The sequence below is a fragment of the Lutibacter sp. TH_r2 genome (genome assembly GCF_033101135.1).
In the GTDB taxonomy this organism is placed as follows: domain Bacteria; phylum Bacteroidota; class Bacteroidia; order Flavobacteriales; family Flavobacteriaceae; genus Lutibacter.
In genome coordinates, this window is the sequence record NZ_JAWMPV010000002.1 from 400,113 (window position 1) to 424,103 (window position 23,991).

The 23,991-nt window shown below is 27.6% G+C and carries 22 protein-coding genes; all 22 read left to right on the top strand.

Translation table 11 applies throughout. The features are described from left to right. Positions 1 to 19: 19 nt before the first annotated feature. Positions 20 to 1,033, top strand: coding sequence for a glycosyltransferase family A protein (locus tag R3X25_RS09155; RefSeq protein ID WP_317674073.1), 1,014 nt, complete (start codon positions 20 to 22; stop codon positions 1,031 to 1,033). Positions 1,034 to 1,035: 2 nt separating this feature from the next. Continuing rightward, a complete protein-coding gene (locus R3X25_RS09160; protein ID WP_317674075.1) occupies positions 1,036 to 2,034 on the top strand; it encodes an N-acetylneuraminate synthase family protein in 999 nt (332 codons plus the stop codon). Positions 2,035 to 2,199: 165 nt separating this feature from the next. After that, complete coding sequence (gene neuC / locus R3X25_RS09165) at positions 2,200 to 3,357, top strand: UDP-N-acetylglucosamine 2-epimerase (RefSeq protein ID WP_317674077.1); 1,158 nt, start codon at positions 2,200 to 2,202, stop codon at positions 3,355 to 3,357. After that, the gene (locus R3X25_RS09170) at positions 3,357 to 4,040 is read left to right on the top strand and encodes an acylneuraminate cytidylyltransferase family protein (RefSeq protein ID WP_317674079.1); all 684 of its coding nucleotides are present in this window, start codon (positions 3,357 to 3,359) and stop codon (positions 4,038 to 4,040) included. Before neuC ends, R3X25_RS09170 begins: the two co-directional genes overlap by 1 nt. Before the next feature lie 4 nt (positions 4,041 to 4,044). Further along, positions 4,045 to 4,983, top strand: a complete 939-nt coding sequence (locus R3X25_RS09175; protein WP_317674081.1) for a D-isomer specific 2-hydroxyacid dehydrogenase family protein — start codon at positions 4,045 to 4,047, stop codon at positions 4,981 to 4,983. Further along, complete coding sequence (locus R3X25_RS09180) at positions 4,980 to 6,626, top strand: hypothetical protein (RefSeq protein WP_317674083.1); 1,647 nt, start codon at positions 4,980 to 4,982, stop codon at positions 6,624 to 6,626. Before R3X25_RS09175 ends, R3X25_RS09180 begins: the two co-directional genes overlap by 4 nt. Beyond that, positions 6,598 to 7,989, top strand: a complete 1,392-nt coding sequence (locus R3X25_RS09185; RefSeq protein WP_317674085.1) for a hypothetical protein — start codon at positions 6,598 to 6,600, stop codon at positions 7,987 to 7,989. Before R3X25_RS09180 ends, R3X25_RS09185 begins: the two co-directional genes overlap by 29 nt. Before the next feature lie 3 nt (positions 7,990 to 7,992). Continuing rightward, complete coding sequence (locus tag R3X25_RS09190; RefSeq protein WP_317674087.1) at positions 7,993 to 9,129, top strand: glycosyltransferase family 4 protein; 1,137 nt, start codon at positions 7,993 to 7,995, stop codon at positions 9,127 to 9,129. Between the two features lie 305 nt (positions 9,130 to 9,434). Continuing rightward, a complete protein-coding gene (locus R3X25_RS09195) occupies positions 9,435 to 10,586 on the top strand; it encodes a glycosyltransferase (RefSeq protein WP_317674089.1) in 1,152 nt (383 codons plus the stop codon). A gap of 23 nt (positions 10,587 to 10,609) precedes the next feature. Then, a complete protein-coding gene (locus R3X25_RS09200; protein WP_317674091.1) occupies positions 10,610 to 11,023 on the top strand; it encodes an endonuclease domain-containing protein in 414 nt (137 codons plus the stop codon). Further along, positions 11,020 to 12,102 carry a glycosyltransferase gene (locus R3X25_RS09205; protein ID WP_317674093.1) on the top strand — a complete coding sequence of 361 codons (1,083 nt, stop codon included), beginning with the start codon at positions 11,020 to 11,022 and terminating at the stop codon, positions 12,100 to 12,102. The genes R3X25_RS09200 and R3X25_RS09205 overlap by 4 nt, the downstream gene beginning before the upstream one ends. Position 12,103: 1 nt before the next feature. Further along, positions 12,104 to 13,438: an O-antigen ligase family protein gene (locus R3X25_RS09210; RefSeq protein ID WP_317674095.1), complete on the top strand. Its 1,335-nt coding sequence runs from the start codon at positions 12,104 to 12,106 to the stop codon at positions 13,436 to 13,438. After that, positions 13,410 to 14,429 carry a glycosyltransferase family 4 protein gene (locus R3X25_RS09215; RefSeq protein ID WP_317674097.1) on the top strand — a complete coding sequence of 340 codons (1,020 nt, stop codon included), beginning with the start codon at positions 13,410 to 13,412 and terminating at the stop codon, positions 14,427 to 14,429. Before R3X25_RS09210 ends, R3X25_RS09215 begins: the two co-directional genes overlap by 29 nt. After that, the gene (locus R3X25_RS09220; protein ID WP_317674099.1) at positions 14,426 to 15,817 is read left to right on the top strand and encodes a hypothetical protein; all 1,392 of its coding nucleotides are present in this window, start codon (positions 14,426 to 14,428) and stop codon (positions 15,815 to 15,817) included. Before R3X25_RS09215 ends, R3X25_RS09220 begins: the two co-directional genes overlap by 4 nt. Further along, positions 15,810 to 17,024 (top strand): glycosyltransferase family 4 protein, encoded by a 1,215-nt coding sequence (locus R3X25_RS09225; RefSeq protein WP_317674101.1) that lies wholly within the window; start codon positions 15,810 to 15,812, stop codon positions 17,022 to 17,024. Before R3X25_RS09220 ends, R3X25_RS09225 begins: the two co-directional genes overlap by 8 nt. Further along, complete coding sequence (locus R3X25_RS09230; protein ID WP_317674103.1) at positions 17,024 to 18,412, top strand: exopolysaccharide biosynthesis polyprenyl glycosylphosphotransferase; 1,389 nt, start codon at positions 17,024 to 17,026, stop codon at positions 18,410 to 18,412. Before R3X25_RS09225 ends, R3X25_RS09230 begins: the two co-directional genes overlap by 1 nt. A 2-nt stretch (positions 18,413 to 18,414) precedes the next feature. Continuing rightward, positions 18,415 to 19,032 (top strand): LysE family translocator, encoded by a 618-nt coding sequence (locus tag R3X25_RS09235; protein WP_317674105.1) that lies wholly within the window; start codon positions 18,415 to 18,417, stop codon positions 19,030 to 19,032. 125 nt (positions 19,033 to 19,157) lie between these two features. Then, the gene (locus R3X25_RS09240; protein ID WP_317674107.1) at positions 19,158 to 20,015 is read left to right on the top strand and encodes a hydroxymethylglutaryl-CoA lyase; all 858 of its coding nucleotides are present in this window, start codon (positions 19,158 to 19,160) and stop codon (positions 20,013 to 20,015) included. Between the two features lie 151 nt (positions 20,016 to 20,166). After that, positions 20,167 to 21,300 carry a hypothetical protein gene (locus R3X25_RS09245; RefSeq protein ID WP_317674109.1) on the top strand — a complete coding sequence of 378 codons (1,134 nt, stop codon included), beginning with the start codon at positions 20,167 to 20,169 and terminating at the stop codon, positions 21,298 to 21,300. A gap of 74 nt (positions 21,301 to 21,374) precedes the next feature. Then, complete coding sequence (locus tag R3X25_RS09250; RefSeq protein WP_317674111.1) at positions 21,375 to 21,893, top strand: FMN-binding protein; 519 nt, start codon at positions 21,375 to 21,377, stop codon at positions 21,891 to 21,893. After that, complete coding sequence (locus R3X25_RS09255; RefSeq protein WP_317674113.1) at positions 21,894 to 22,385, top strand: hypothetical protein; 492 nt, start codon at positions 21,894 to 21,896, stop codon at positions 22,383 to 22,385. It abuts the gene before it with no gap. A 51-nt stretch (positions 22,386 to 22,436) separates the two neighbouring features. Further along, on the top strand, positions 22,437 to 23,945 hold the full coding sequence (locus tag R3X25_RS09260) for a bifunctional metallophosphatase/5'-nucleotidase (protein ID WP_317674115.1): 1,509 nt from the start codon (positions 22,437 to 22,439) through the stop codon (positions 23,943 to 23,945). Positions 23,946 to 23,991 lie beyond the last annotated feature (46 nt).

Consider the following 23,991-nt stretch of genomic DNA (forward strand, 5'->3'; position numbering starts at 1 on the left):
TTAAAATTAACATTTCAAAATGCGAATAGGACATAACCCCAATAAAGATAAAAAAAACTCAAAACTTGATTATTTCCATCAGGTAATTATACCTGTGTATATACCAAATGAAGAAGGTTATTTTAAAGATAGCTTTCAAATATTTAAATATTGTTTAGAGTCACTTTTTAAAACTTGCCATAAAAAAACTTATTTTACAGTTGTAAATAATGGGAGTTGTGATATAGTTGTTGGTTATTTAGCAAACTTATACAATAAAAAAATTATTCATGAACTGATTCATACAACTAACATTGGTAAGTTAAATGCTATATTAAAAGGTATTGTTGGACATTCATTTTCATTAATAACAATAGCAGATGCAGATGTTCTGTTTTTAAACAATTGGCAAAAAGAAACCTATAAAATATTTGAAGGTTTCTCAAAAGCAGGTATAGTTTCAACAACACCAAACCCAAAATTATTACGTTATCTTACCTCAAATACAATTTTTGATTTAGGTTTTTCAAAAAGAGTAAAATTTACAAAAGTTAAAAATAAGAAAGCTTTAAAATTATTTGCAGAAAGTATAGGAGACTCAAATTTATTTAAACCTGTTCATTTAAAACAATATTTAACTGTAACAAATGGCAAAGAAAAAGCAGTAATAGGTGCAGGTCATTTTGTTGGAACTTATCGAGGTGAAATTTTTGATAGAATAAAACAAAAAGCTTCAACTTATAGTTTAGGTGGAGGAAGTGAAATAACCTTATTAGATAAACCAGTGATTGATTATGGTTATTGGAGGTTGTCAACTGAAGATAATTATACCTATCACATGGGGAATACCCATGAAGAATGGATGGATAAAGCATTAAATTCACTAGAAGAAGAACTTAATATTTTTGAAATACCAACAATTAAAAAAGGAAGAGATAAAAAAATTGTTTTAATGGTTTATAAGATATTCTCTAGAATAATTTTTAAGCAATTTATTTGGAGATTTTTTTTAAGGTTAAAAGGTTTAGATAAGAAGTCTTCAATAAAATATTAATCATGGCAATAACAATAGCAGAAATAGGTCAAGCACACGATGGTAGTTTAGGAATGGCACATGCGTATATAGATGCAGTCGCAAATGCCGGTGTTAATATTGTGAAGTTTCAAACACATATTGCTGAAGCTGAAAGTAGTAAATACGAGCCATTTAGAGTGAAATTTTCAAAACAAGATGCTACACGATTTGACTATTGGAAACGAATGGAGTTTAGTTCAACACAATGGAAAGGTTTAAAACAACATTGTGATAAAGTTGGTGTTGAGTTTATGAGCTCACCATTTAGTAATAAAGCTGTAGATTTATTAGAGGAAATTGGAGTAAAACGTTATAAAATAGGTTCTGGAGAAGTTAATAACTTATTACTATTAGAGAAAATAGCAAAAACAAAGAAGCCCATTATTATATCTTCAGGAATGAGTTCTTTTGAAGAGTTAGATGCCACGGTTAAGTTTTTAAAAGACAGAAATGTAGATGTTTCTATACTACAATGTACAACAGCATATCCTACAGAACCTAAAGAGTTTGGATTTAATGTGATTTCTGAATTAAAAAAACGATATCATGTTCCTGTTGGTTTTTCAGATCATTCATCGAAAATTGAAACTTCGATTGCAGCTATAGCTTTAGGTGCTGAAATAGTGGAATTTCATGTAACTTTTAATAAAGAAATGTTTGGTCCTGATACAAAATCATCTTTGAACTTTAAAGAGGTAAAACAGTTAGTTACCGCTATTAAAAGTATAGAGCAAGCTATAGAAAATCCAGTAGATAAAGCTAGTAATTCTAACTATAACGAATTAAAAAATATTTTTGAAAAGTCTTTAGCTGTAAATAAAAATTTAAAAGTTGGACACGTTCTTACTTTTGAAGATTTAGAAGCAAAAAAACCTAAAGGTTATGGAATTGATGCAAATCAATTTGAACAAGTGTTGGGTAAAAAAATATCTAAAAATTTAGATCAATGGGATTTTTTAAATGAGGAAGATATAATATAAACTACTTAATGTCACACTGAGCCTGTCGAAGTGTGAGTTGTATGTGTTATCTATTGGTTAAAACAGAGCCTTTGCAAGTTTAGTTTGGCATTGGTAAAACTCTTGTTTAATTCATTTTTACCCTAGCTAAATTTTAACTACTTTTAAATTTTATAAAACAATTTCATGGTTAAAAGAAAAATATGTGTTGTAGTAACAGCTAGACCTTCTTACAGTAGGGTAAAATCAGCTTTAGCAGCCATAAAAAATCATCCAAAATTAGAATTACAATTGGTAATTGCTGGATCTGCATTATTAGATAGATATGGTAATGCTGTTGATTATATAGAAAATGATGGATTTAAGGTTGATGAAAAGGTTTTTATGGTTTTAGAAGGAGAGAACCCTACGGCAATGGCAAAAACTACAGGACTTGGAGTTATGGAATTGAGTAATGTGTTTTATAAGCTACAACCAGATGCAGTAGTTACTATTGCGGATAGATTTGAAACAATTTCAACTTCAATTGCAGCAGCTTATCAAAATATACCATTAGTTCATATCCAAGGTGGAGAAGTAACTGGTAATATTGATGAAAAAGTAAGACATGCAAATACAAAGTTAGCGGATATTCATTTGGTAGCTTCTAAAGAAGCTAAAGAGAGAGTTATAAAATTAGGGGAAAACCCAAAAATGGTTTTTAACACAGGTTGTCCTTCAATAGATTTGGCTAAAGAAGTTTTAGACAATCCGTCTCTTAATTATAATCCAATACAAAAATATGGTGGTGTAGGAACAGAGATAGATTGGAAAAAAGGATATATAGTAGTAATGCAACATCCTGTAACAACAGAATATAAGCAATCAAAATTTGATGTTACTACTACATTAGAAGCAATTAAAGAATTAAATATACCAACTTTTTGGTTTTGGCCTAATGTGGATGCAGGTTCAGATGGAACTTCAAGTGGAATTAGAACATTTAGAGAATTAAAAAAACCGACGAACATTCGCTTTTTCAAAAATATGGAGCCAAATGATTTTTTAAGATTACTGAAAAATTCAAAATGTTTAATAGGAAATTCAAGTGTAGGAATTAGAGAATGTTCCTATTTAGGAGTTCCAGTTGTAAATATTGGAACACGTCAACATAAAAGAGAACGAGGCATAAATGTGATTGATGTAAATTATGATAAAAACGAAATTATTAGTGCCATAAAACAACATATAGAAAGTAGTGGTTTAACTTCAGAAACTATCTACGGAAATGGACAGTCAGGTAAAAAAATTGCAGAAGTATTAGCAACGGTTGATTTAATATTTCATAAAACAATAACTTATTAATGAGAGTTTTAGGAATAATACCAGCTAGAGGAGGTTCAAAAGGTGTACCTAGAAAAAACATTAGATTAATACAAGATAAACCTTTAATAGCTTATTCAATTGAAACTTCACTAAAAAGCGAACTATTAACGGATGTATTTGTTGCTACAGACGATGATGAGATATGTGCAATTTCAAAAAAGTACAATTGTTCTGTTTTTAAACGGAATTGTTTAAACGCTCAAGATAATTCACCTATTGAAGATGTTTTATTAGAAATGATAGAAAAATTAGGTGATAAATATGATTTAATTATATTATTACAACCAACAGCTCCATTACGTACAAATGAAGATATAGATAATGTGATTAAGATGTTTATTGAAGATAGTACATTAACAAATGTTATTTCTGTTGTTGAATTAAATGACATACATCCGGCCAGAATGTACTCAAAATCTAATAATGAAGCATTACTTCCTTTAGAAAAAGAAAACGAGCGTAGCAGAAGGCAAGATTTAACACCAGTATATTTAAGAAACGGATGTATTTATGCGATTACAACTAAAGAGTTTTTATTGAAAAAAACCTTAATTACAGATACTAAAAAAGCATATGTAATGCCAGAAACTAAATGGGCAAATATTGATACAGAAAGAGATTTAAAATTTGTAGAATTTTTAATGAAATCTCAAAGAGATTAATACAATGGAAAAACTAAAAATACATGTTTCTGGTATCGATAAATTATCTAATGAAGTAACAGATGTTTTAAAAGATGTTGCAACTATTAAATATAAGTCAATCAATTCAAAAGATGGTTTAGTACAATCGCTTAAAAATTGCGATGTTTTTTGGTTTAGATTAAATCATAAATTAACATATAGTGTTTTAAAACAGGCAAAATGTAAATATATTTTATGTGCTGTTACAGGTTTAGATCATATAGATGAGGTGGCATGTAAAGAGTTTGGTATAACAATTATAAGTTTAAAAGGAGAAGTTGAATTTCTAAAAGAAGTTAGAGCAACAGCAGAGCATACTATTGGTTTGTTATTGGCATTGTATAGAAATTTAAAAGAAGCAGTTGTACATGTGGAAAAAGGAAAATGGAACAGATATTTATTTGAGGGAAGAGAATTATATAAAAAGAAGATTGGTATTTTAGGTTTAGGAAGATTAGGTGAAATAGTTGCTGATTATTCAATAGCTTTAGGAATGGAAGTCTATTATTATGATATTGAAAATAGAACTACAACTAAATCTTTTAAAAAATGTAATTCAGCTCAAGAATTATGTTCTATAGTTGATATTATATCTATACATATTCCTTATAATGAGATGAATCATTTTATGATAGATAATGATCTAATTGAAAGAATGAAACAAACTACTGTAATTATTAATACCTCTAGAGGAGGTGTTGTTAATGAAGAAGATCTGCTTATAGCTTTAAAAAATAATATAATTTCTGGGTATGCAACAGATGTGTTGTATGGAGAACCAACTATTAATAAGCATCCTTTAAAAGAATTTGCAGTACACAATAAAAATGTTATTATAACTCCTCATATTGGAGGAAATACTGTGGAATCAATCGAAAAAACAGAGTTGTTTATTGCTAATAAATTAATTAAAAATTTATGATTGGATTACATATATCAAAATATCAAATATATCAAGAACATTACCATAGTTCTATTAAAAAAAAATATGGAAGTTATAATATAACTTTATCATTTCATCGATTAGACAATAGACAAGTTTTTTTTGAAAATGAATTTGTAGCTGTGTTAATTGATGGTTGGATTTTTAATTCCAACTCTTATGAAACTCAAGCTGAATTTATAGTGAATTTATATTCTAAATATGGAAAGGAGTTTACAAGTTATATTGAAGGACAGTTCAATCTATTTTTATTTGATAAAAAAAATCAAGATCCATTTTTTGTTAATGATATTTTTGCGCTTCGAAAACATTTTATTTCAGATGGAGACTTAAGTATAAGTACAGACTTAAAATTTTTATATTCTCATTTAAATTCAATTTCATTCAATGATAAGCATATTAAGAAAAATTTAAATCAAAATAGATTAATTGATATTGAAGAAACCTTTATTAATGAAATTAAAATGATTATACCTTCTAGTATAATAGATTTTGTATCGAAAAGTGTTTATAGTACTGAAGTTTTTTCTGATAAATATTCTTTTGAAAATAAAAGAGTAAACCCAAGCTTTTTTTATGATAATGTATTAAAGAATATTAAAAAAATTCATAAGGATTCTTCTGTCTTACTTCAGCTTTCAGGAGGAATGGATTCTAGATTTTTATTAGAATGTTTTGTAGAAAACAAGATTGATGTTAAAGCGTTAATTTATGGAACTTTAGAGAGTGATGAATTGAAAATTGCTAGGGAAGTAGCCGAAGTTACAAAAACACCTTATGCTCAAGTAGAATATCTTGCTGAAGATTATGTAACTAATTCACCTTCTTATTGTTTAGATGTTGCTGGGTTAGATATTTTTGTACAATCTGCTTTTTATAAAATAAAAAAGTATATAAATAAAAATGATTATAAGAATTTTATTTTTGACACAGGAATTGGATTAAACAATTTTATTGGAGGTACACAGATTGAAAAAAGATTTAAAGTACCTACAAATAATTTTTCAAAACATGAATTTGATTTAAAAGATAATGATATTTATACATCAAATTATAGAATTTTTTCGCAACTATTTTTGCGTCAAAAATTTCATAGGGAATTTATGGAAGATAGATATTCTATGTTTTCATATGAAAATTATTTTTTAATGAAATCAATCCCTAAAAATTATCTGAAAGATTATAAGTTTTATAGTGATTTGGCAGATATTTCTATTAAAAAATCAAGAGATGTTAATATCCAAGCAACAATGCTTCCTTTTCATCAAAAACCAAGTATTGAGAGTACTGCAGAATTGAAGGAACGAGAATTAAAAAGTTTAAAGTTATTCAATCAAAATAAAAAATTAGAACCCCATAATCGGTATTACTCTGATTTTGATATGTGGCTTCGAAGTAATTCATCTTGGAAATCCTTAATAAACAAAACAATTTTGTCAGACGATTCCTTAATTTCAAAATATGTATCAAAAAATATAATTAAAGATTTAATTACAAAACATAATAATGGAGAGAAACAAAATATGAGGGTTTTAATAAGATTGATTTCTACAGAATTATTTTTGTCAGAAACAAAAAAAATAATAACTAGAAATGAGAACAATTGGAATAGTAATAGTTGATGGAATTGGTATTCGAAATTATTTATATTCGGATATTATAACATTATTGAAGCAGCAAAATATAGAGGTAATATTATTACATTCTATTTCGCAGAATGCAATAGTTGAAATAGAGAATCAACATAGTCAAAAAATAAAATTAAAAAGATTACCTAATTATAAAGAATCTTTCAGAGAAAAATTTTTGCGAGAGTTGATTGCAATATCAAGATTAAAGTTTAATAAGAAATTAGTGCAAAATGAGGCAATAATAAATAATTGGAATCCAAACAAAAAGAAACTTAAAAATTATATATTCTATACAGTAATTGAAATTTTAAGTTTTTTTCTTACTAAAAATTATAATTTCATTTTAAAATTAGAACGGAAGTATCAGAATGCCATTGATTCAAGTTTATACGACACTTTTTTTAGTGATTTAAAGCTAGATGTTATTTTAAATACACATCAAAGAGCTGTTAAGGCTGTACCACTTATTAAAAAGGCTAAACAATTAAAAATTAAAACAATTGGTGCTATTTTTTCTTGGGATAATATACCAAAAGCTAGGTTAAGTGTGCGAACAGACCTTTATTTCGTTTGGTCGGAATACATGAAAAAGGAGTTGCTTCAATTTTATTCAGAAATAAATGAGAATGATATTTTTGTTACAGGTACTCCTCAATTTGAGTTTTATTTAAAAGAAGATTTAATAGAAAATAAAGAAGATTTCTTTGAAAAGTATCATTTAGATAGTAACAAAAAAACAATTTGTTTTTCTGGAGATGATACACGTACCTCACCTTACGATCCCCTTTATTTAGAAGACCTTGCTCAAGCAATTGCTACTATGCCAAAAGAAAATCAATATCAAATTTTATTAAGACGATGTCCCGTAGATGTATCGGGTAGATTTGATAAGGTAGTTGATAAGTTCCCTGAAATTATAAAAAAGGCAGTACCCTTATGGAATTTTGATAAGTCCAAAAAAAATGATTGGACATTGGTTTATCCGACTTTTAATGATGTGAAATTATTAGTAAATACAGTCAAACATTGTGATGTAGTTATAAATGTAGGCTCAACAATGGCACATGATTTTGCAATGATTCATAAACCTGCAATTTATATTAACTATGATGTTCCCATTAATCAAAATTGGTCAGTAAAAAGGATTTATAAAATTCATCATTTTAGAAGTATGAATACTTTGAATCCAGTTTTTTGGTTGAATAATAAAAATTTAATTTTAGATACATTAAATAAAGCATTAGAATCTGATAAAACTTCAAAAGAGATTATAGATGGGCAGAAATGGCTAAATTTAATTTCTACGGATAGAGAAATAGCTTCTAAAAATATAACTAATTTATTACTAAAATAAGTTATGCACATAGTTTTTATAACAAACGAATACCCAGATAAAAATAGTTCTCATGGAGGTATTGGAACTTTTGTTCAAAATTTAGGTAGAAATCTATGTTTAAAAGGTATTGAAGTTTCTGTAATTGGTATTCATAAGTCTATAAATAATGTTGAAGTAGATAATGGAGTAAAAGTTTATAGAATTCAGCAATCAAAAGCTAAATTTGGTAAGTTTTTATTCAATTCTTATAGAATTAGAAAAGCTTTAATAGATATAAATAAGAATAAACCTATTGATATTATTGAAGGTTCTGAATTGTCTTTTGCATTTTTACCCAATAAAACTGCTTATAAAAAAGTGATACGTATGCATGGTGGACATCATTTTTTTGCAGTAACACTTGGTAAAAAACCTGCACTATGGAGATCCTTTCAAGAGAAGAAATCTTTTAGTAAAGCAGATGCTTTAATTGCAGTAAGTAATTATGTAGGCGAAACAACAACAAAACTTTTATCTTTAAAAAAATCATATAAAACCATCTATAATTTTATAGACCTAAATCGATTTAATACCAATACAAAAATTGATATTGTTGAGAATTCTATAGTTTTTATAGGTACTATTTGTGAAAAAAAAGGTGTGAAAGAATTGGTGGATGCTTTTGAAATAGTAAAAGAAAAAGTTCCTAATGCAACATTGCACTTAATAGGAAGAGATTGGAAAAGTAATGAAATACCATCATATATTAGTTTTTTAAAGAAAAGGATTAAGGAAAATATATTGGAGGATGTAAAGTTTTATGGAAGTATTCCTCAAGATAAAATTCCATCTATAATTGCAAGTGCTCAAATTTGTGTGTATCCATCGCATATGGAATCATTTGGGTTAACGGTTATTGAAGCAATGGCAATGCAAAAGCCTATAGTTTTTAGCAATATTCCACCATTTAAAGAATTAATTAAGGATAAAGTGTCTGGTTTAGAATGTAATCCATTCAATTCAAATGATATTGCTAATAAAGTAATAGATTTATTGATTCATCCATCAAAAGCAATCACATATTCAGAAAACGCTGAAAAGGAAGTGAATTTTAAATTCAATTCTGAAGATATAATTCAGCAAAATATTCAATTTTATAATAATCTAATTGAAGAGTAAATAGATTTAAAATGAAATTTGTAATCATAACACATGCCGAGCATAAAGTAAAGCAAGATAAAATCTATGCTTACAAACCTTATGTGAAAGAAATGAATATATGGTTAAAACATGTTGATGAAGTAGAAATTGTGGCACCTATTTCTAATGAAGAAATTAGTATTATTGATAGTAGATATCATCTCCCTAACCGTCATAGCGAACGTAGTGAAGCTATTTCATCAAGTAAGCAGATTGCCACGTCGCACACTCTTCGCAATGACGAACACAAACGTCATCTCGCACTTGATGCGAGATCTCATGATTTGAACGGAATTAGATTAACTCAAATACCATCATTTGATATTACTTCATTAAAAAAGAGTGTAAAAGCATTATTAGTAATTCCGAAAATACTATGGAATATTTTTAAAGCGATGAAACGGGCTGATCATATTCATGTACGTTGTCCAGGGAATATTGGTTTGTTAGGCGCACTTGTTCAAATCTTGTTTCCTTCAAAGCCTAAAACGGTTAAATATGCAGGAAATTGGGATCCTAAAAGTAAACAACCCATTAGTTATCGATTTCAAAAATGGATACTTTCAAATACTTTTTTAACAAAAAATTGTAAAGTATTGGTGTATGGAAATTGGCCAAATCAATCGAAAAATATAATTCCTTTTTTTACGGCAAGTTATTCAGAGCATGAAATTGAAGATGTTGAAATTAGGACCATGAATCGTCACCCTGAACTTGATTCAGGGTCTCATGGACAGAAGTCACGGATTTCCAATCAAGTTGAAAATGGCGATAACAACCGTCATAACGAAAGTAGTGAAGCTATCTCATCAACTAAGCAGATTGTCACGTCGCAAACTTCTCAAAATGACGAGAACAACAATCGTTCATTGCTTGACACGGAATCTCATCAATCTATACTAAAATTTTTATTTGTAGGAGGCCTTACTCCAGGAAAGCAACCTTTATTATCAGTTAAAGTAGTTCACCAATTACTAAAAAAAGGGATTCAAGCACAATTAAACATTTATGGAGAAGGAAAAGAAAGGAATGAAATTGAGCGTTTTATAGTTAAAAACAATTTACAAAACAGGATGTTTTTACACGGAAATCAATCAGAACAAATAGTGAAAGCAGCTTATAAAAAAGCGCACTTTTTATTGTTTATTTCAAAATCTGAAGGATGGCCAAAAGTTGTAGCGGAAGCAATGTTTTGGGGTTGTGTACCATTGACAAGTAATGTGTCTTGTGTTAATGAAATGATTGGTGATGGTAGTAGAGGTACTCTAGTAGAACCTGACATTAAAGAGATTGTTAATGGATTAGAATCTTATTTAAATACAAAGGGTAAATATAAAATGCATGCTCAGAATGCAATGGATTGGTCGCGACAATATACGTTAGAGAAATTTGAAGAAGAAATTGAGAAATTACTTTCCCCTCTTGAGAGGGGTTAGGGGTGTGTAAAAGTAAATAAAGTATGAAACAAAGAAAAATCATTCCTTATAACCCTAAACTAAAAGAATTAGCGATAAAATTAAGAAATAATTCAACTAAATCTGAAATACTTTTATGGAAAATATTGAGAAACAAACAACTTAATAATTATAAGTTTATGAGGCAAAAACCAATTGATAATTATATTTTAGATTTTTATTGCCCAGAATTATTATTAGGTATTGAACTAGATGGATATTCTCATGAATTAGAAGAAATTTATCAAAAAGATATATTAAAAGAAAAAAGATTGAATGAACTTGGAGTCTCAATTTTAAGATTTAAAGATGAGGAGATATTTAGCAGTATTGAAAATGTGATTAAAGCGATAGAATTTTATATTTTTGAATTTGAAAAACACACCCCTAACCCCTCTCAAGAGGGGAGTAAGATATGAAACAAAACCTAAAAGTCATACAAATAATAGATTCATTAAACCCTGGAGGAGCAGAAATGATGGCTGTAAACATTGCTAATGGACTTTCAAAAAAGAATGTAAAATCATTTTTGTGTACTACTAGAACTGAAGGATTATTAAAAGAAAAGATTAAGAACACTAAAAATTATTTGTTTCTGAATAGGAAGAACACGTTAGATATTAGAGCTTTTAAAACGTTATTACATTTTATTAAAAAAGAAAAAATAACAATTATTCACGCACACTCATCATCTATATTTATTGGTTTTATAATGAAGTTGTTTTTGCCAAAGTTAACATTGGTTTGGCACGATCATTATGGTAAAAGCGAAGCTTTAAAAAAAAGACCTTACTTATTATTAAGATTCATAGGAAGAAAAATTAATATAGCAATTGTGGTAAATGAGTTGTTATTTCAATGGAGTAAAAATATATTGAAATTAAAAAGTGTAATTAATCTCCCAAACTTTGCTAGTTTAAGTGAAAATAAAATAGATAGTTTTCAATTAAAAGGAGTGGAAGGAAAAAGAATAATTTGTTTAGCTAATTTTAGACCACAAAAAGATCACCTAAATTTATTAAAAGCATTTAAAATTATAAATAAAAAATATAATGATTGGACACTTCATTTAGTAGGGCTAGATTTAAACGATGAATATTCTAAAAATGTGCATCAATATATTAAAGAAAATAATTTAGATTCAGTAGTACATTGCTATGGGAGTATTCAAAATATAGCAAATGTTTTAAGTCAGGCTACTATTGGAGTTTTAGCTTCAGAATCAGAAGGATTACCAGTAACTTTATTAGAATACGGATTGGTTAAATTACCTGTAGTTGTAACTGATGTGGGTGATTGTTCTAAAGTAGTAGAACATACAAAAACAGGCTTTGTAGTTCCATCTAAAAATGCTACAAAATTAGCGTTAAAAATAAATAAATTGATTGAAGATAATGCATTGATAAATATATTTGGTGAAAATTTATATAAAGTAGTTCAAGAAAATTATTCAGAAGATGCCTACCTAGAAAAATTGATTGCTGTATATTTGAAATAGCATGTCAAACAAAGCGAGATTCATACTATCATTAAGTCATCTTTTTTTAGGTGTTTTATTACTTTCACCTTTTGTAGGTAAAATATATTCAGCTCTTGTTGTAGTATTTGGAATACTAATTATTATTCGGAAAAAAAACGAAAATAATGAAGCTATTTTATTTAGTGCCTATTTGGTAGGTGCTGAAGTGTTGTTCAGAATGTCTGGAGGAATGGTATTTCACGAATTACCGAAGTATTCAGTATTAATATTTTTAGCAATAGGATTATATGTTGAAAAAAAGAGTCATCATATTTCCGTAAGCTATGTAATCTATATTTTATTGTTATTAATAGGTATTGCATTTACAGATATACCTTTTAATGAATCTATAAGAAAAGCGATAGCCTTTAATTTAAGTGGCCCCGTATTATTGGGATTGTCAGCTATTTATTTCTATAAAAGGAATTTAAGTTTAAGTATGTTATTTAAATTACTTTTCTTTATGGGTTTACCTATACTCTCCATGTTAAGTTTATTGTATTTTAAAACTCCAGATATTGAAAAAATTAGATTTGGGGGAGTTGCAAATTTTGCTGCTTCTGGTGGTTATGGACCTAATCAAGTGGCTACAATTTTAGGAATGGGTGTTTTTATTTTTTCAGTTTATTTGTTTTTAAAAAAGCGATTTATTCTATCTTTTTTTATAGATATTTTATTCTTTTCATATTTAATTTATAGAGGATTGTTGACTTTTTCTAGAGGAGGAATGATAACAGCATTTGTGGCAATTTCAATTTTTTCAATCTTTTTTATTTTGTCAAGAAAAGATAAGGTTAATTTAATTTTAAAATATTCTGGTATTGTATTTTTATTTGTGTTGGCAATTGGAACATATACTTCAATTGTTACTAATGGAATGTTGTTGAATAGATATACAAATAAAAATGCATCAGGTATTGTAAAAGACGATGTTAGCGCTGGAAGATTAGAAATTGCAGCAACTGATTTAGATGGTTTTTTTGAAAATCCGTTTTTTGGTTTGGGTGTTGGTGGAAGTAAATTTTATAGGTTAGACATGCTTGATAAATATGCAGCATCGCATAATGAAGTGAGTAGGTTAGTTAGTGAGCATGGTTTAATAGGAATATTTATATTAATTTTATTAATATCTGTACCTTTAAATCATATTTATCAACAACCATATTTTGCAATAGCTTTTTTAGGTTCCTTTTTAGTATTTTGGTTTTTAACAATTAACCATTCCGCAATGCGAATTGCATTTCCAGCATTTATTTATGGATTGAGTGTTTGTAATATTTATTTAGATGAAGAAGATAGTTTACATAGGGAATAATTTAGCCAAAAAGACGAATTATTTTTCAGCTATGGAAATGTTGGCTTTAGGATTGAAAAAAAACAATTTTCAAATAATTCTTTCTTCAGATAAAGAGAATAAAATATTAAGAATTTTAGAGATGTGTTTTGTTGTGTATAAAAACAGAAAGACTTCTCATGTTATTTTAATAGATACATTTAGCACGATTAATTTTTATTATGCATTAATAATCTCACAACTTTGCAGATTGTTAGGGTTAAAATATATTCCAATTTTACACGGAGGTAATTTACCCTACAGATTAAAAAAGAATTCATTTTTATCTAAACTGCTATTTAATAACTCTTATATTAATGTTTCTCCCTCTAATTATTTAAAAAGTGAATTTGAAAGTCATGGTTTTAAAATAAAATATATACCCAATGCCATTTCAATAGATAATTATAATTTTAGATTAAGAAAATTATATAGACCAAAATTGTTATGGGTGAGAGCGTTTGATAAAACTTACAATCCAATAATGGCAATCGAAGTGGTAAAAGATTTAACCCATGAATTTAAGAACATTGATCTTTGTATGGTTGGACCATTTAAAGATACTACTATTGATGATGTTAAAAGATTAATTGAAGATTATAATTTACAAGATAACATAAAAATAACAGGAGTTCTTCCAAAGGAAAAATGGCATCAATTATCAATTGATTACGATATTTTTATTAACACAACAACTATTGATAATATGCCAGTGAGTGTTATTGAGGCAATGGCTCTAGGTTTACCAGTAATTTCAACTAATGTTGGTGGGATACCTTATTTAATTAATAATAAAGTTGATGGTTTATTAGTTGAAAACAATAATGTTAAAGAAATGACAAATCAAATTAGAAACCTGATGAATAACCCAGAAAAGGGGCAAAAGATTACATTAAATGCAAGAAAAAAAGTGGAAAATTATGACACTATAAGTACAATGAAAGAATGGATTAAACTATTAAATTCTATATGAGTTTATTAAATAACATTTATAATATTAGTCCAGTTTTTCTACAAAATGCATTTGTTTCATTATATGGTTTTTATTGGAAAAATAGAAGATATGGTAAAGCTTTTGAAAAACATTTAGAAGAAGCTAAAAACCGTGAATCTTTCTCAAAAAAAGAATGGGAGGTATATCAAACAATTCAATTAAGAAATCTATTAATACATTCTTTTAAAAATGTACCTTTTTATAATAAAAAATATTCGAAAGCAGGATTTTCAGCCAAAGATTTTGAGTCATTTGAAATCAAAGATTTAAAGAAGCTACCATGTTTAACTAAAGATGAATTAAGAACGTATGGAAGCTCAACATTATTAGCAGTAAATAAAGCGAAAGGTAAGTTCTATAGCAGTAGTGGTAGTACAGGAACACCTATAAAAGTTTATTTCAGTAAAGATTTTCATAGAAAATGGAGTGCTTTGTACGAAGCTAGAGTAAGAAATTGGGCAGGAGTAGATTATAAAATGTCTAGAGCAATGATAGGAGGTAGAAGGGTGTTATCTAATTCAAAGTTAAAACCACCATTTTATAGATATAATTTAGCTGAAAAACAGGCCTATTTCTCTGCATATCATATATCATCAGAAAGTAGTGAACAATATGTAAAAGAACTTGATAAAACTAAAATTAAATATTTAGTAGGTTATGCTACTAGCATATATTTATTATCAAAAAATATTCAAGAGTTAGGCATTAAAGCACCAAAATTATTAGCAGTTTTAACATCAAGTGAAAAATTAACTGAACAAATGAGGTTTGTAATTGAAAATGTTTTTCAATGTAAAGTTTTTGATGCGTATAGCGGAGTTGAAGCATGTGGATTAATTTCGGAAAACGAATTTGGAGAGTTATTGTTTAGTCCTGATTCTGGAATTTTAGAAATTTTGGATGATAATGGAGAAGAAGTTTTAAATGGAGAGTTAGGCGAAGTAGTTTCAACAGGTTTGTTAAATTATGATCAACCACTTATTCGATATAGAATAGGCGATTGTATTACACTATCTAAAAATCAAAATTCTAATGGAATTTTAAATATGCCAATTATTAAACAAATTGAAGGTAGAGTGGAAGATGTAATTGTAGGTGAAAATGGAAGAAAAATGGTTCGTTTTCACGGAATTTTCATTGATATAATTGGTTTAATTCAAAGTCAATTAATTCAAGAAAAAGTTAATTTAATAAGAGTTAAATTGGTAGTTGAAAAAGAATTTGACAAAAGCCAGGAAACAATAATAGTAAAAAGAATTGTTTCTCAATTAGGAGAAGTTGAAATTAATTTTGAGTATGTAAATACTATAGGTAAAACAAATTCAGGAAAATATAAAGCAGTAATATCTAGATTAAATAATGGATAGAAAAGTAATTTGGGTACTAAATCAAACGGCAGGAAAATTGGATTCAGGTTGGGGTGAACGTCATTATTTTTTATCAAAAAAATGGATTGAAGAAGGGTATAAAGTAAAAATTATATCAGGTTCATATAATCATTTATTTGTGAATCAACCAAAGGTTTCTTCTAACACCTTTACAATTGAAAAAATTAATGATGGTTTAGACTTTTGCTGGGTAAAAGTACCAAAGTATAAAGGAGGAAGCGTATTTAAATTCTGGAGTAACTTAATTTTTGCTTTAAAAATTTGTTTTTTGACCTCTAGTAAAATTGAATCCCCTTCGGCGATTATTGTATCATCTATGCCAATATTTTCAATTTTATCAGGAATATATTTAAAGAGAAAGTTAAAAGCTGAAAAATTAATTTTTGAAATAAGAGATTTATGGCCGTTAACTCCAATTCATTTATCTAATTATTCAGAGTACAATCCATTTGTAATTATACTAAAATGGATAGAAAAAGTAGGCTATAAAAATTCAGATTTTATTGTGTCAGTGTTACCAAAAGCAAATACCTATATAGATAATATATCAGGTGAGCCAACAAAGTATAAGTACATTCCTAATGGATTGGATGAGGAATTATTAGGCAAAGATTATTTAGATAATGAAATTGTAAATACAATTCCAAAGAATAAATTTGTTATTGGTTACACGGGTACAATTGGTATGGCTAACGCTATGGATTGTTTTTTTGAAACTGTTATAAAATTAAAGGATGATGAAAGATTTCATTTTGTAGTTGTGGGTGAAGGGTATTTAAAAGAAAAATATATAAAGGATACAATTGGCTGTAATAATATAACTTTTATTGATAAAATTTCGAAAAGCAAAGTACAGCACATGCTATCATTTTTAAAAATTTGTTACTTAAGTCGATTAGATAATCCGTTGTATAAATATGGAGTTTCATACAACAAATATTTTGATTATATGATTGCAAAAAAGTTAATATTAGAATCTTCAAACAATATTGCTAGTCCAGGCTCTATGTCAAAATGTTCTATAATTGTAAAACCTGAAAGTAGTGAGGCAATTATAAAAGAGCTAAATTTATTATTTGATAAACCTTTAAATTATTTTGAAGAAATTGGCGAAAAAGGTTACAATTTTGTAAAAAAATACCATAACTTTGACTACTTAAGTTCAGAATATTTAAAATTATTCTAATGCCCCAATCTAAAAACTTTCATTTTTCAATATCAGAACGTAAAGTATTTTTACGAGTTTTTGATGTAATTCTTATTGTTTTAGGATTGTATGGGTTAAATTTTATTTTCGAATTTGAATATTTTGATTTTAACGATCCTAATTTATTAATATGGATTTTAGTTCTAATTTTTTATTACTATTTGTTTGGACAAATTTTTGAATTATTTAATTTAAACGTAGCAAGTGATCGTTATTTAACATTACGTAGTGTAATTATAACAGTAATATTTACAAGTGTGTTTTACGTATTTACTCCTAAAATATCACCTATTTTACCAGAAAACAGACTGCAAATTGTATATTTTTCATTAACAATTTTTACTGTAGTAATGGTGAATAGATTACTCTATATTTTATTAATTTTTTCTCCTAGATTTTATAAAAATATTTTAGTAATTGGAGATGAAAAAACCGTTATTAAAATTATAGAAAGTAACGTTCATAAACAAAGTAATAAAGTAGTATCCTATATTTCAGATAAACCAATTGCAAATTATTCTGAAATACCATTTTCAAATATTGAAACAGTTTCTATTGCTCCTCTTATTTCCATCTTTGGAGTTAACGAAATTTTAGTATGTTCAAATAACACGAGTTTAATTTGTGAAAAGGTTAATAATCAGCTTATTAATTTATTTGAAAAAGGAATGAGTATTAGAAGTATCGATAACTTTTTAGAAAACGAAACATCAAAAATTTCTGAAAATCAATTAAAATCTAATTTTTACGATAATTTTTCATTTAGTAAAAGCCATGAAAATAATTTGTATTTAGCATTCAGAAGAATTGTAGATATTATTTTTGCAATTGGTGGAATTTTAGGATTTATTATTATGATTCCAATTGTTTTTGTTTTAAATTTAATAGGTAATAGAGGTAAACTCTTTTATTTACAAAATAGAGTAGGAAAAAAAGGACAGGAATTTAATATTATTAAATTTAGAACCATGATTCCTAATGCAGAAAAAAGTGGAGCACAATGGGCTACAAAAGCAGATAGTAGAATAACACCAATAGGCCGTATTTTACGAAAAACAAGATTAGATGAAGTTCCACAGTTTATAAATATATTAAAAGGAGACATGAGTTTAATTGGTCCTAGACCAGAACGACCAGAGTTTGTAAAAACATTAGAAAAACAAATTCCTTACTATGGTTTGCGTCATGTTATAAAACCTGGTTTAACAGGGTGGGCACAAGTAATGCATCCTTATGCACACACAGTTGAAGATCAAAAAGAAAAATTAATGTTTGATTTGTATTATATAAAACAACGTAATTTAGTTATAGATTTAAAAATTATAATCAAAACCATTAGTACAGTACTGTTTTTTAGAGGAACTTAATTTTGAATTTCGAAATCATAATATCATTTATAAGTGCATCCGTAGTGCTAACTTTAATGCCTGGGCCAGATATTATCTATGTACTTTTGCAAAGTATTTCAAACGGTAAAAAATATGGAATTGTAACCGCATTAGGTTTAGTTTCTGGAATTTTAGTTCATACAAGTTTAGTAGCATTTGGTATATCTGTATTTATTACTCAAACTCCTAATTTATTTTTTTTATTAAAAATTTTTGGAGCAATATACATGGTTTATTTAGCGTATTTAAGTTATAATTCTTCAGAAGAAATAAGTGTAGAGAATACAGTTGAAAAGAAAAACGTATGGAAATTATATATACAAGGTTTTATAATGAATGTAGTTAATCCAAAAGTCTCAATTTTCTTTTTAGCATTTTTCCCAAGTTTCTTATACAGTACAAATCAAAGTATAACTACTCAATTTTATGTATTAGGGTTTCTATTTATAATTCAAGCATTTATTATTTTTTCAATAGTATCATTACTCGCAGGGAATTTTTCAAATTATATAAAATTACATCCTAAATTTAATTCCAATTTAAAATGGATAAAAATTATGGTATTTTTAGGAATAGCGTTATTCATACTTTTTTCATAAAACAATTAAAACTAAATATGTTTATCATTCTTGTAAAGGTGAGAATCCATAAATAAATGAATACTTTTACTATTAACGAATAAACCTTTTAACAGTTCTCAATAATTTCTATCTTTGATTTAAGAATGGCAAAAGTAAAACTTATAGAATGTCCGCGTGATGCTATGCAAGGCATTAAATCACATTTTATTCCTACAAAAGCAAAAGCACAATACATAAATGCGTTATTGCGCTGTGGTTTTGACACCATAGATTTTGGAAGTTTTGTTTCGCCAAAGGCTATACCGCAAATGCGTGATACTGCAGACGTTTTAAATCAGCTAGATTTAAGTAAAACTGAAAGTAAATTATTGGCAATTGTAGCAAATATTCGTGGCGCAAATGATGCTTCGCAGTTTGAAGAGATTAATTATTTGGGCTATCCATTTTCTATTTCTGAAATTTTTCAAATGCGTAATACAGGAAAAACTATTGAAGAATCTGTTTTAATTTTGGATGAAATATTAAATATAGCTGCTAAAACAAATAAACAAGTAGTGGCGTATTTGTCAATGGGTTTTGGAAATCCGTACGGAGATCCTTGGAATGTTGAGATAGTTGGTAAATGGACAGAAAAATTGGCAACTATGGGAGTAAAAATATTGTCGTTATCCGATACTATCGGAAGTTCTTCATCAGATACAATTGCATACTTATTTAAACATTTAATTCCGTTATATTCTAAAATTGAATTTGGAGCTCATTTACATACTACACCAACAACTTGGTTTGAAAAAGTTGATGCAGCGTACAAAGCTGGTTGTCATCGTTTTGATGGAGCCATAAAAGGTTATGGAGGTTGTCCAATGGCAAAAGATGATTTAACTGGAAATATGCCAACAGAAAAGCTAGTTTCTTATTTTACAAAAGAAAAAGCTGATACAAATATCCAAGCAATGAGTTTTGAAAGTGCCTACAACGAAGCCTTGAAGATTTTTAACTAGCACAAAAACAGCGACTTAATATTTTTTTTTTATAATTGAAATCTGACATTTATCATCTTATTTAGAAATATTCTAAATAAACTTTTGTTATGTTACTTTAGTTACATATTTTTGTCCCATTATTTAAAACGATTCTAAATAAAATTAAAAAATGAGACATTTAAAATTACTTTTAGCAATACTAATTTTAACAAGTATTAATGCAATTTCACAAAACACATTACAAAATAATGCGGGACAAAGAATTCTGTCAAGCGAAAATAAAGGTATTACTTTGGGAGGTTATGCTCAAATCGATTATAATGAATATGATGGTTCTAAAGCAGGTAAACTAGATGTTCATAGAATGGTGTTGCTTTTCGGTTATAAGTTTAATGATAAAGTTAGCTTTTTAACAGAAATTGAACTGGAACATGTAAAAGAAATATATGTAGAACAAGCATTTTTAAAATATAAAGCCAAAGAGAATTTAAATATTCTTGCCGGTTTAATGTTAGTTCCAATGGGAATAATTAATGAATATCATGAACCAACTACATATTACGGAGTTGAAAGACCAAATGTTGATAAGTATATTGTGCCAACTACTTGGAGAGAATTAGGTGTTGGTGTTTCTGGGACTATAAATTCAGCATCTTTAAAGTATCAAGTATACGTTTTTAATGGATTTAAATCTTTTGCCGACGGAGAAGGAGTTTTAAGGGGAATTGATGGGTTACGAAAAGGTCGTCAAAAAGGAGCAGAGTCTGTAATTAATAATGCCAATTTATCAGCTAAATTGGATTATTATGGAATCCAAGGATTACGGTTAGGAATTTCTGGTTATTTTGGAAAAACGCAAACTGATGATATAGCTATTGAAGGTTCCCAAGTTGGAGTTTCAATGTTAGGTTTTGATGCGCGTTATAGATTGAAAAATTTTCAGTTAAGAGGTCAATATATAACTACTACTTTAAAGGATACTGAAGATTATAACTTGTTGATAGGTAGTGATTTAGGTTCTAAAATGGATGGTTTTTACGCTGAAGCTGCTTATAACTTTCCTTTAAAAGGAGTAGAAGTATTAACGCCTTTTGTTCGATATGAGAATTATAATACACATGCTAAAACTGAGGGTACATTAGCTGTAAATAATGCATTTGATAGAAATGAGTTAATACTTGGTTTAAACTATAAAGTTGCTAATGGAGCAGCTTTTAAGGTAGATTATCAATTTGTAAATAATGAAGAATATGGAAGTGATACGGCAAAACAATTTAATGCAGGAGTTGCTATCTGGTTTTAAAATATAATTTCTAGTAATTGGGGTCATCATATAAGTAATTTCCCTCGTGATGGTCTCGATTTTAATATTTAAGTATGAATAAATTAATTATTTTTTTCACAATTTTATTAAGTTCAAATTTTACTTCTAATAGAGTTGAAAAGTTAATTCAAAAGGAAGTAAAATCAGTATTTAATATTGAAGCATATTCAATTGAAAGCATTCATGTTTCTGAAGAAATAAATGCAAATCTTCCTGTTAAAATTACCGAATCTAATTTTGTTCAAGTTAGAGTTGATAAAAATTTAAAAGGACATTACTACGTTGGAAAAGCTTTTGGAAAAGTTGATTATTTTGACTTTTTGGTTATTTTCAACGAAGATTTAATCGTAGCAAAAGTTAAAATTTTAGTTTATAGAGAAGAACATGGTGGAGAAATTGGAAGCAAACGATGGTTAAAACAATTTATAGGTAAACCATCTTCAAAAAAGTTAAAATACTTTGAAGATATTGTTGGGATTTCAGGTGCAACCCTTTCAGCAAAAGCATTGACACACGAAGTAAATAGAGTTTTAAAAACAGTGTCAGAATTACATTCAAAAAAGATAATTTAAATGAATTTAAGTGGTAGTATTCATCAATTTCCTAAAGAAATAAAAATGCTAATTTTAGTGTTTATTACAACATTAAGTATTGGTTTTTTTGGAGGTATTAGTTTTATTGGCAATACTACGTCATACTCTACAACGGGTATAGAGTCTAATTATTTAGGGAATGAAAATGACGAGAATGCAGAGGTAATGAAATTCAAAAAAAGTGAGAGAGATATTCTTACTTTAGTTCATAACCATATATTATCACTTTCAGTAATTTTCTTTTTAATTGCTCTTATTTTAGCAACAACTTCAATAAAAAAAGGTCTCAAACAATTCTTAATGATTGAGCCATTTGTATCTTTAGTATTAACATTTGGTGGTATTTTTTTAATGTGGAAAGGAATACTATGGTTTAAATACGTAGTACTTTTTTCAGGAATATTAATGTGTGCATGTTATGCAACTGCAATAATTCTAATTTTTCATCAGGTTATTTTTGTCAAGAAATAAATATTATTTCTAAATAGAATAGTTTAATTTTATCTCTTAAAAGCTAATGTTATGAAGAGAATAAGTTTACTATTCGTAATTTTCTGTTTGCTAATATCTTGTAATTCAGAAGAAAAAAACACTGTAAATTTCACTTTTTTACAATTGAATGATGTCTACGAAATTGCTCCTTTAGAAGGAGGAAAAGTAGGAGGAATGTCTCGTGTTGAAAAGTTACATCAAGATTTATTAAAAGAAAACCCAAACACATTTATGATGTTGGCTGGGGATTTTTTGTATCCTTCATTGTTAGGAACTTTAAAATACAAAGGTGAAAGAATAAAAGGAAAACAAATGGTTGAAGTAATGAATGCTATGAATTTTGATTTGGTAGCCATTGGAAATCATGAGTTTGACTTAAAAGAAGATGAGTTTCAAAAAAGGTTGAATGAATCTAATTTTCAATGGATTGCAACCAATACAAATCATCAATTGAAAGATAGTGTTGCTCGTTTTGCTATTGAAAAAAATGGGGTAAAAACAGTATTGCCAAAAACGGTAACATTTAATGTGAAGAATGAATACGGTAAAGAAATTAACATAGGTTTTTTTAGCGCTTGTTTACCTTCAAACCCTAAAGAGTATGTACAATATGAAGATTTTTATGAATCTGCAAAATTTGCATACAATACTTTAGAACCAAAAACAGATGTAATTTTTGGATTAACACATTTGTCTATAGAACAAGATAAATTAGTTTCAAAAATGCTACCTAATGTTCCATTAATTATGGGAGGTCACGAGCACGTAAATATGTCGGTACCAGTTGGTAATGCTAAAATAACAAAGGCTGATGCTAATGCTAAAACTGTATATGTACATAGAATATCTTTCAATACTAAAACCAATGAAACAGTTATAAATTCTGAATTAGCTCCAATAACTAAAGAAACAGGTATTGATAAAAATGTAGATAGAATTGTTCAACAATGGAATGTTTTATTAGATTCAAAAATTAAAGAAATACTTCCAAATCCTGATGCTGTAATTTTTAAAGCAGTAGAACCTTTAGATGGGAGAGATACACCAATTAGAAGTACTCAAACTAACTTAGGTGTTTTAATTGCTGAAGCGATGTCACATAGTTTTGATACTGAAATTGATTGTGCTTTGGTGAATGGAGGCTCTATTAGAATTGATGATCAATTACAAGGTGATATTACAGGTGTTGACTTTTTTAGAGTTTTGCCTTATGGAGGTGAAGTTTTAAAAGTTGATTTAAAAGGTAGTCTTTTAAAAAAAGTATTAAATTACGGAAGGCTAAAAGCTGGTAAAGGAGCTTACTTACAGAGATATAACGCTTCTTATAATAAAGAGAAAAAGATATGGTTAGTTCAAAATAAAGAGATTGAAGATGCTAAAATTTATACCGTTGCATTTAGCGATTATTTATTAAAAGGATTTGATATTCCGTTTTTGAAACCTGAAAATAAAGAAGTTATTAAAGTATATAAAAATAAGAAAACTGATAAAGCTTTTGATATTAGAAAAGCAATAATTATATATTTACAAAACTTATAGCTAAAAAATAGGTATTTAAGATAAATACTGTAAATTTGCCTGCAAT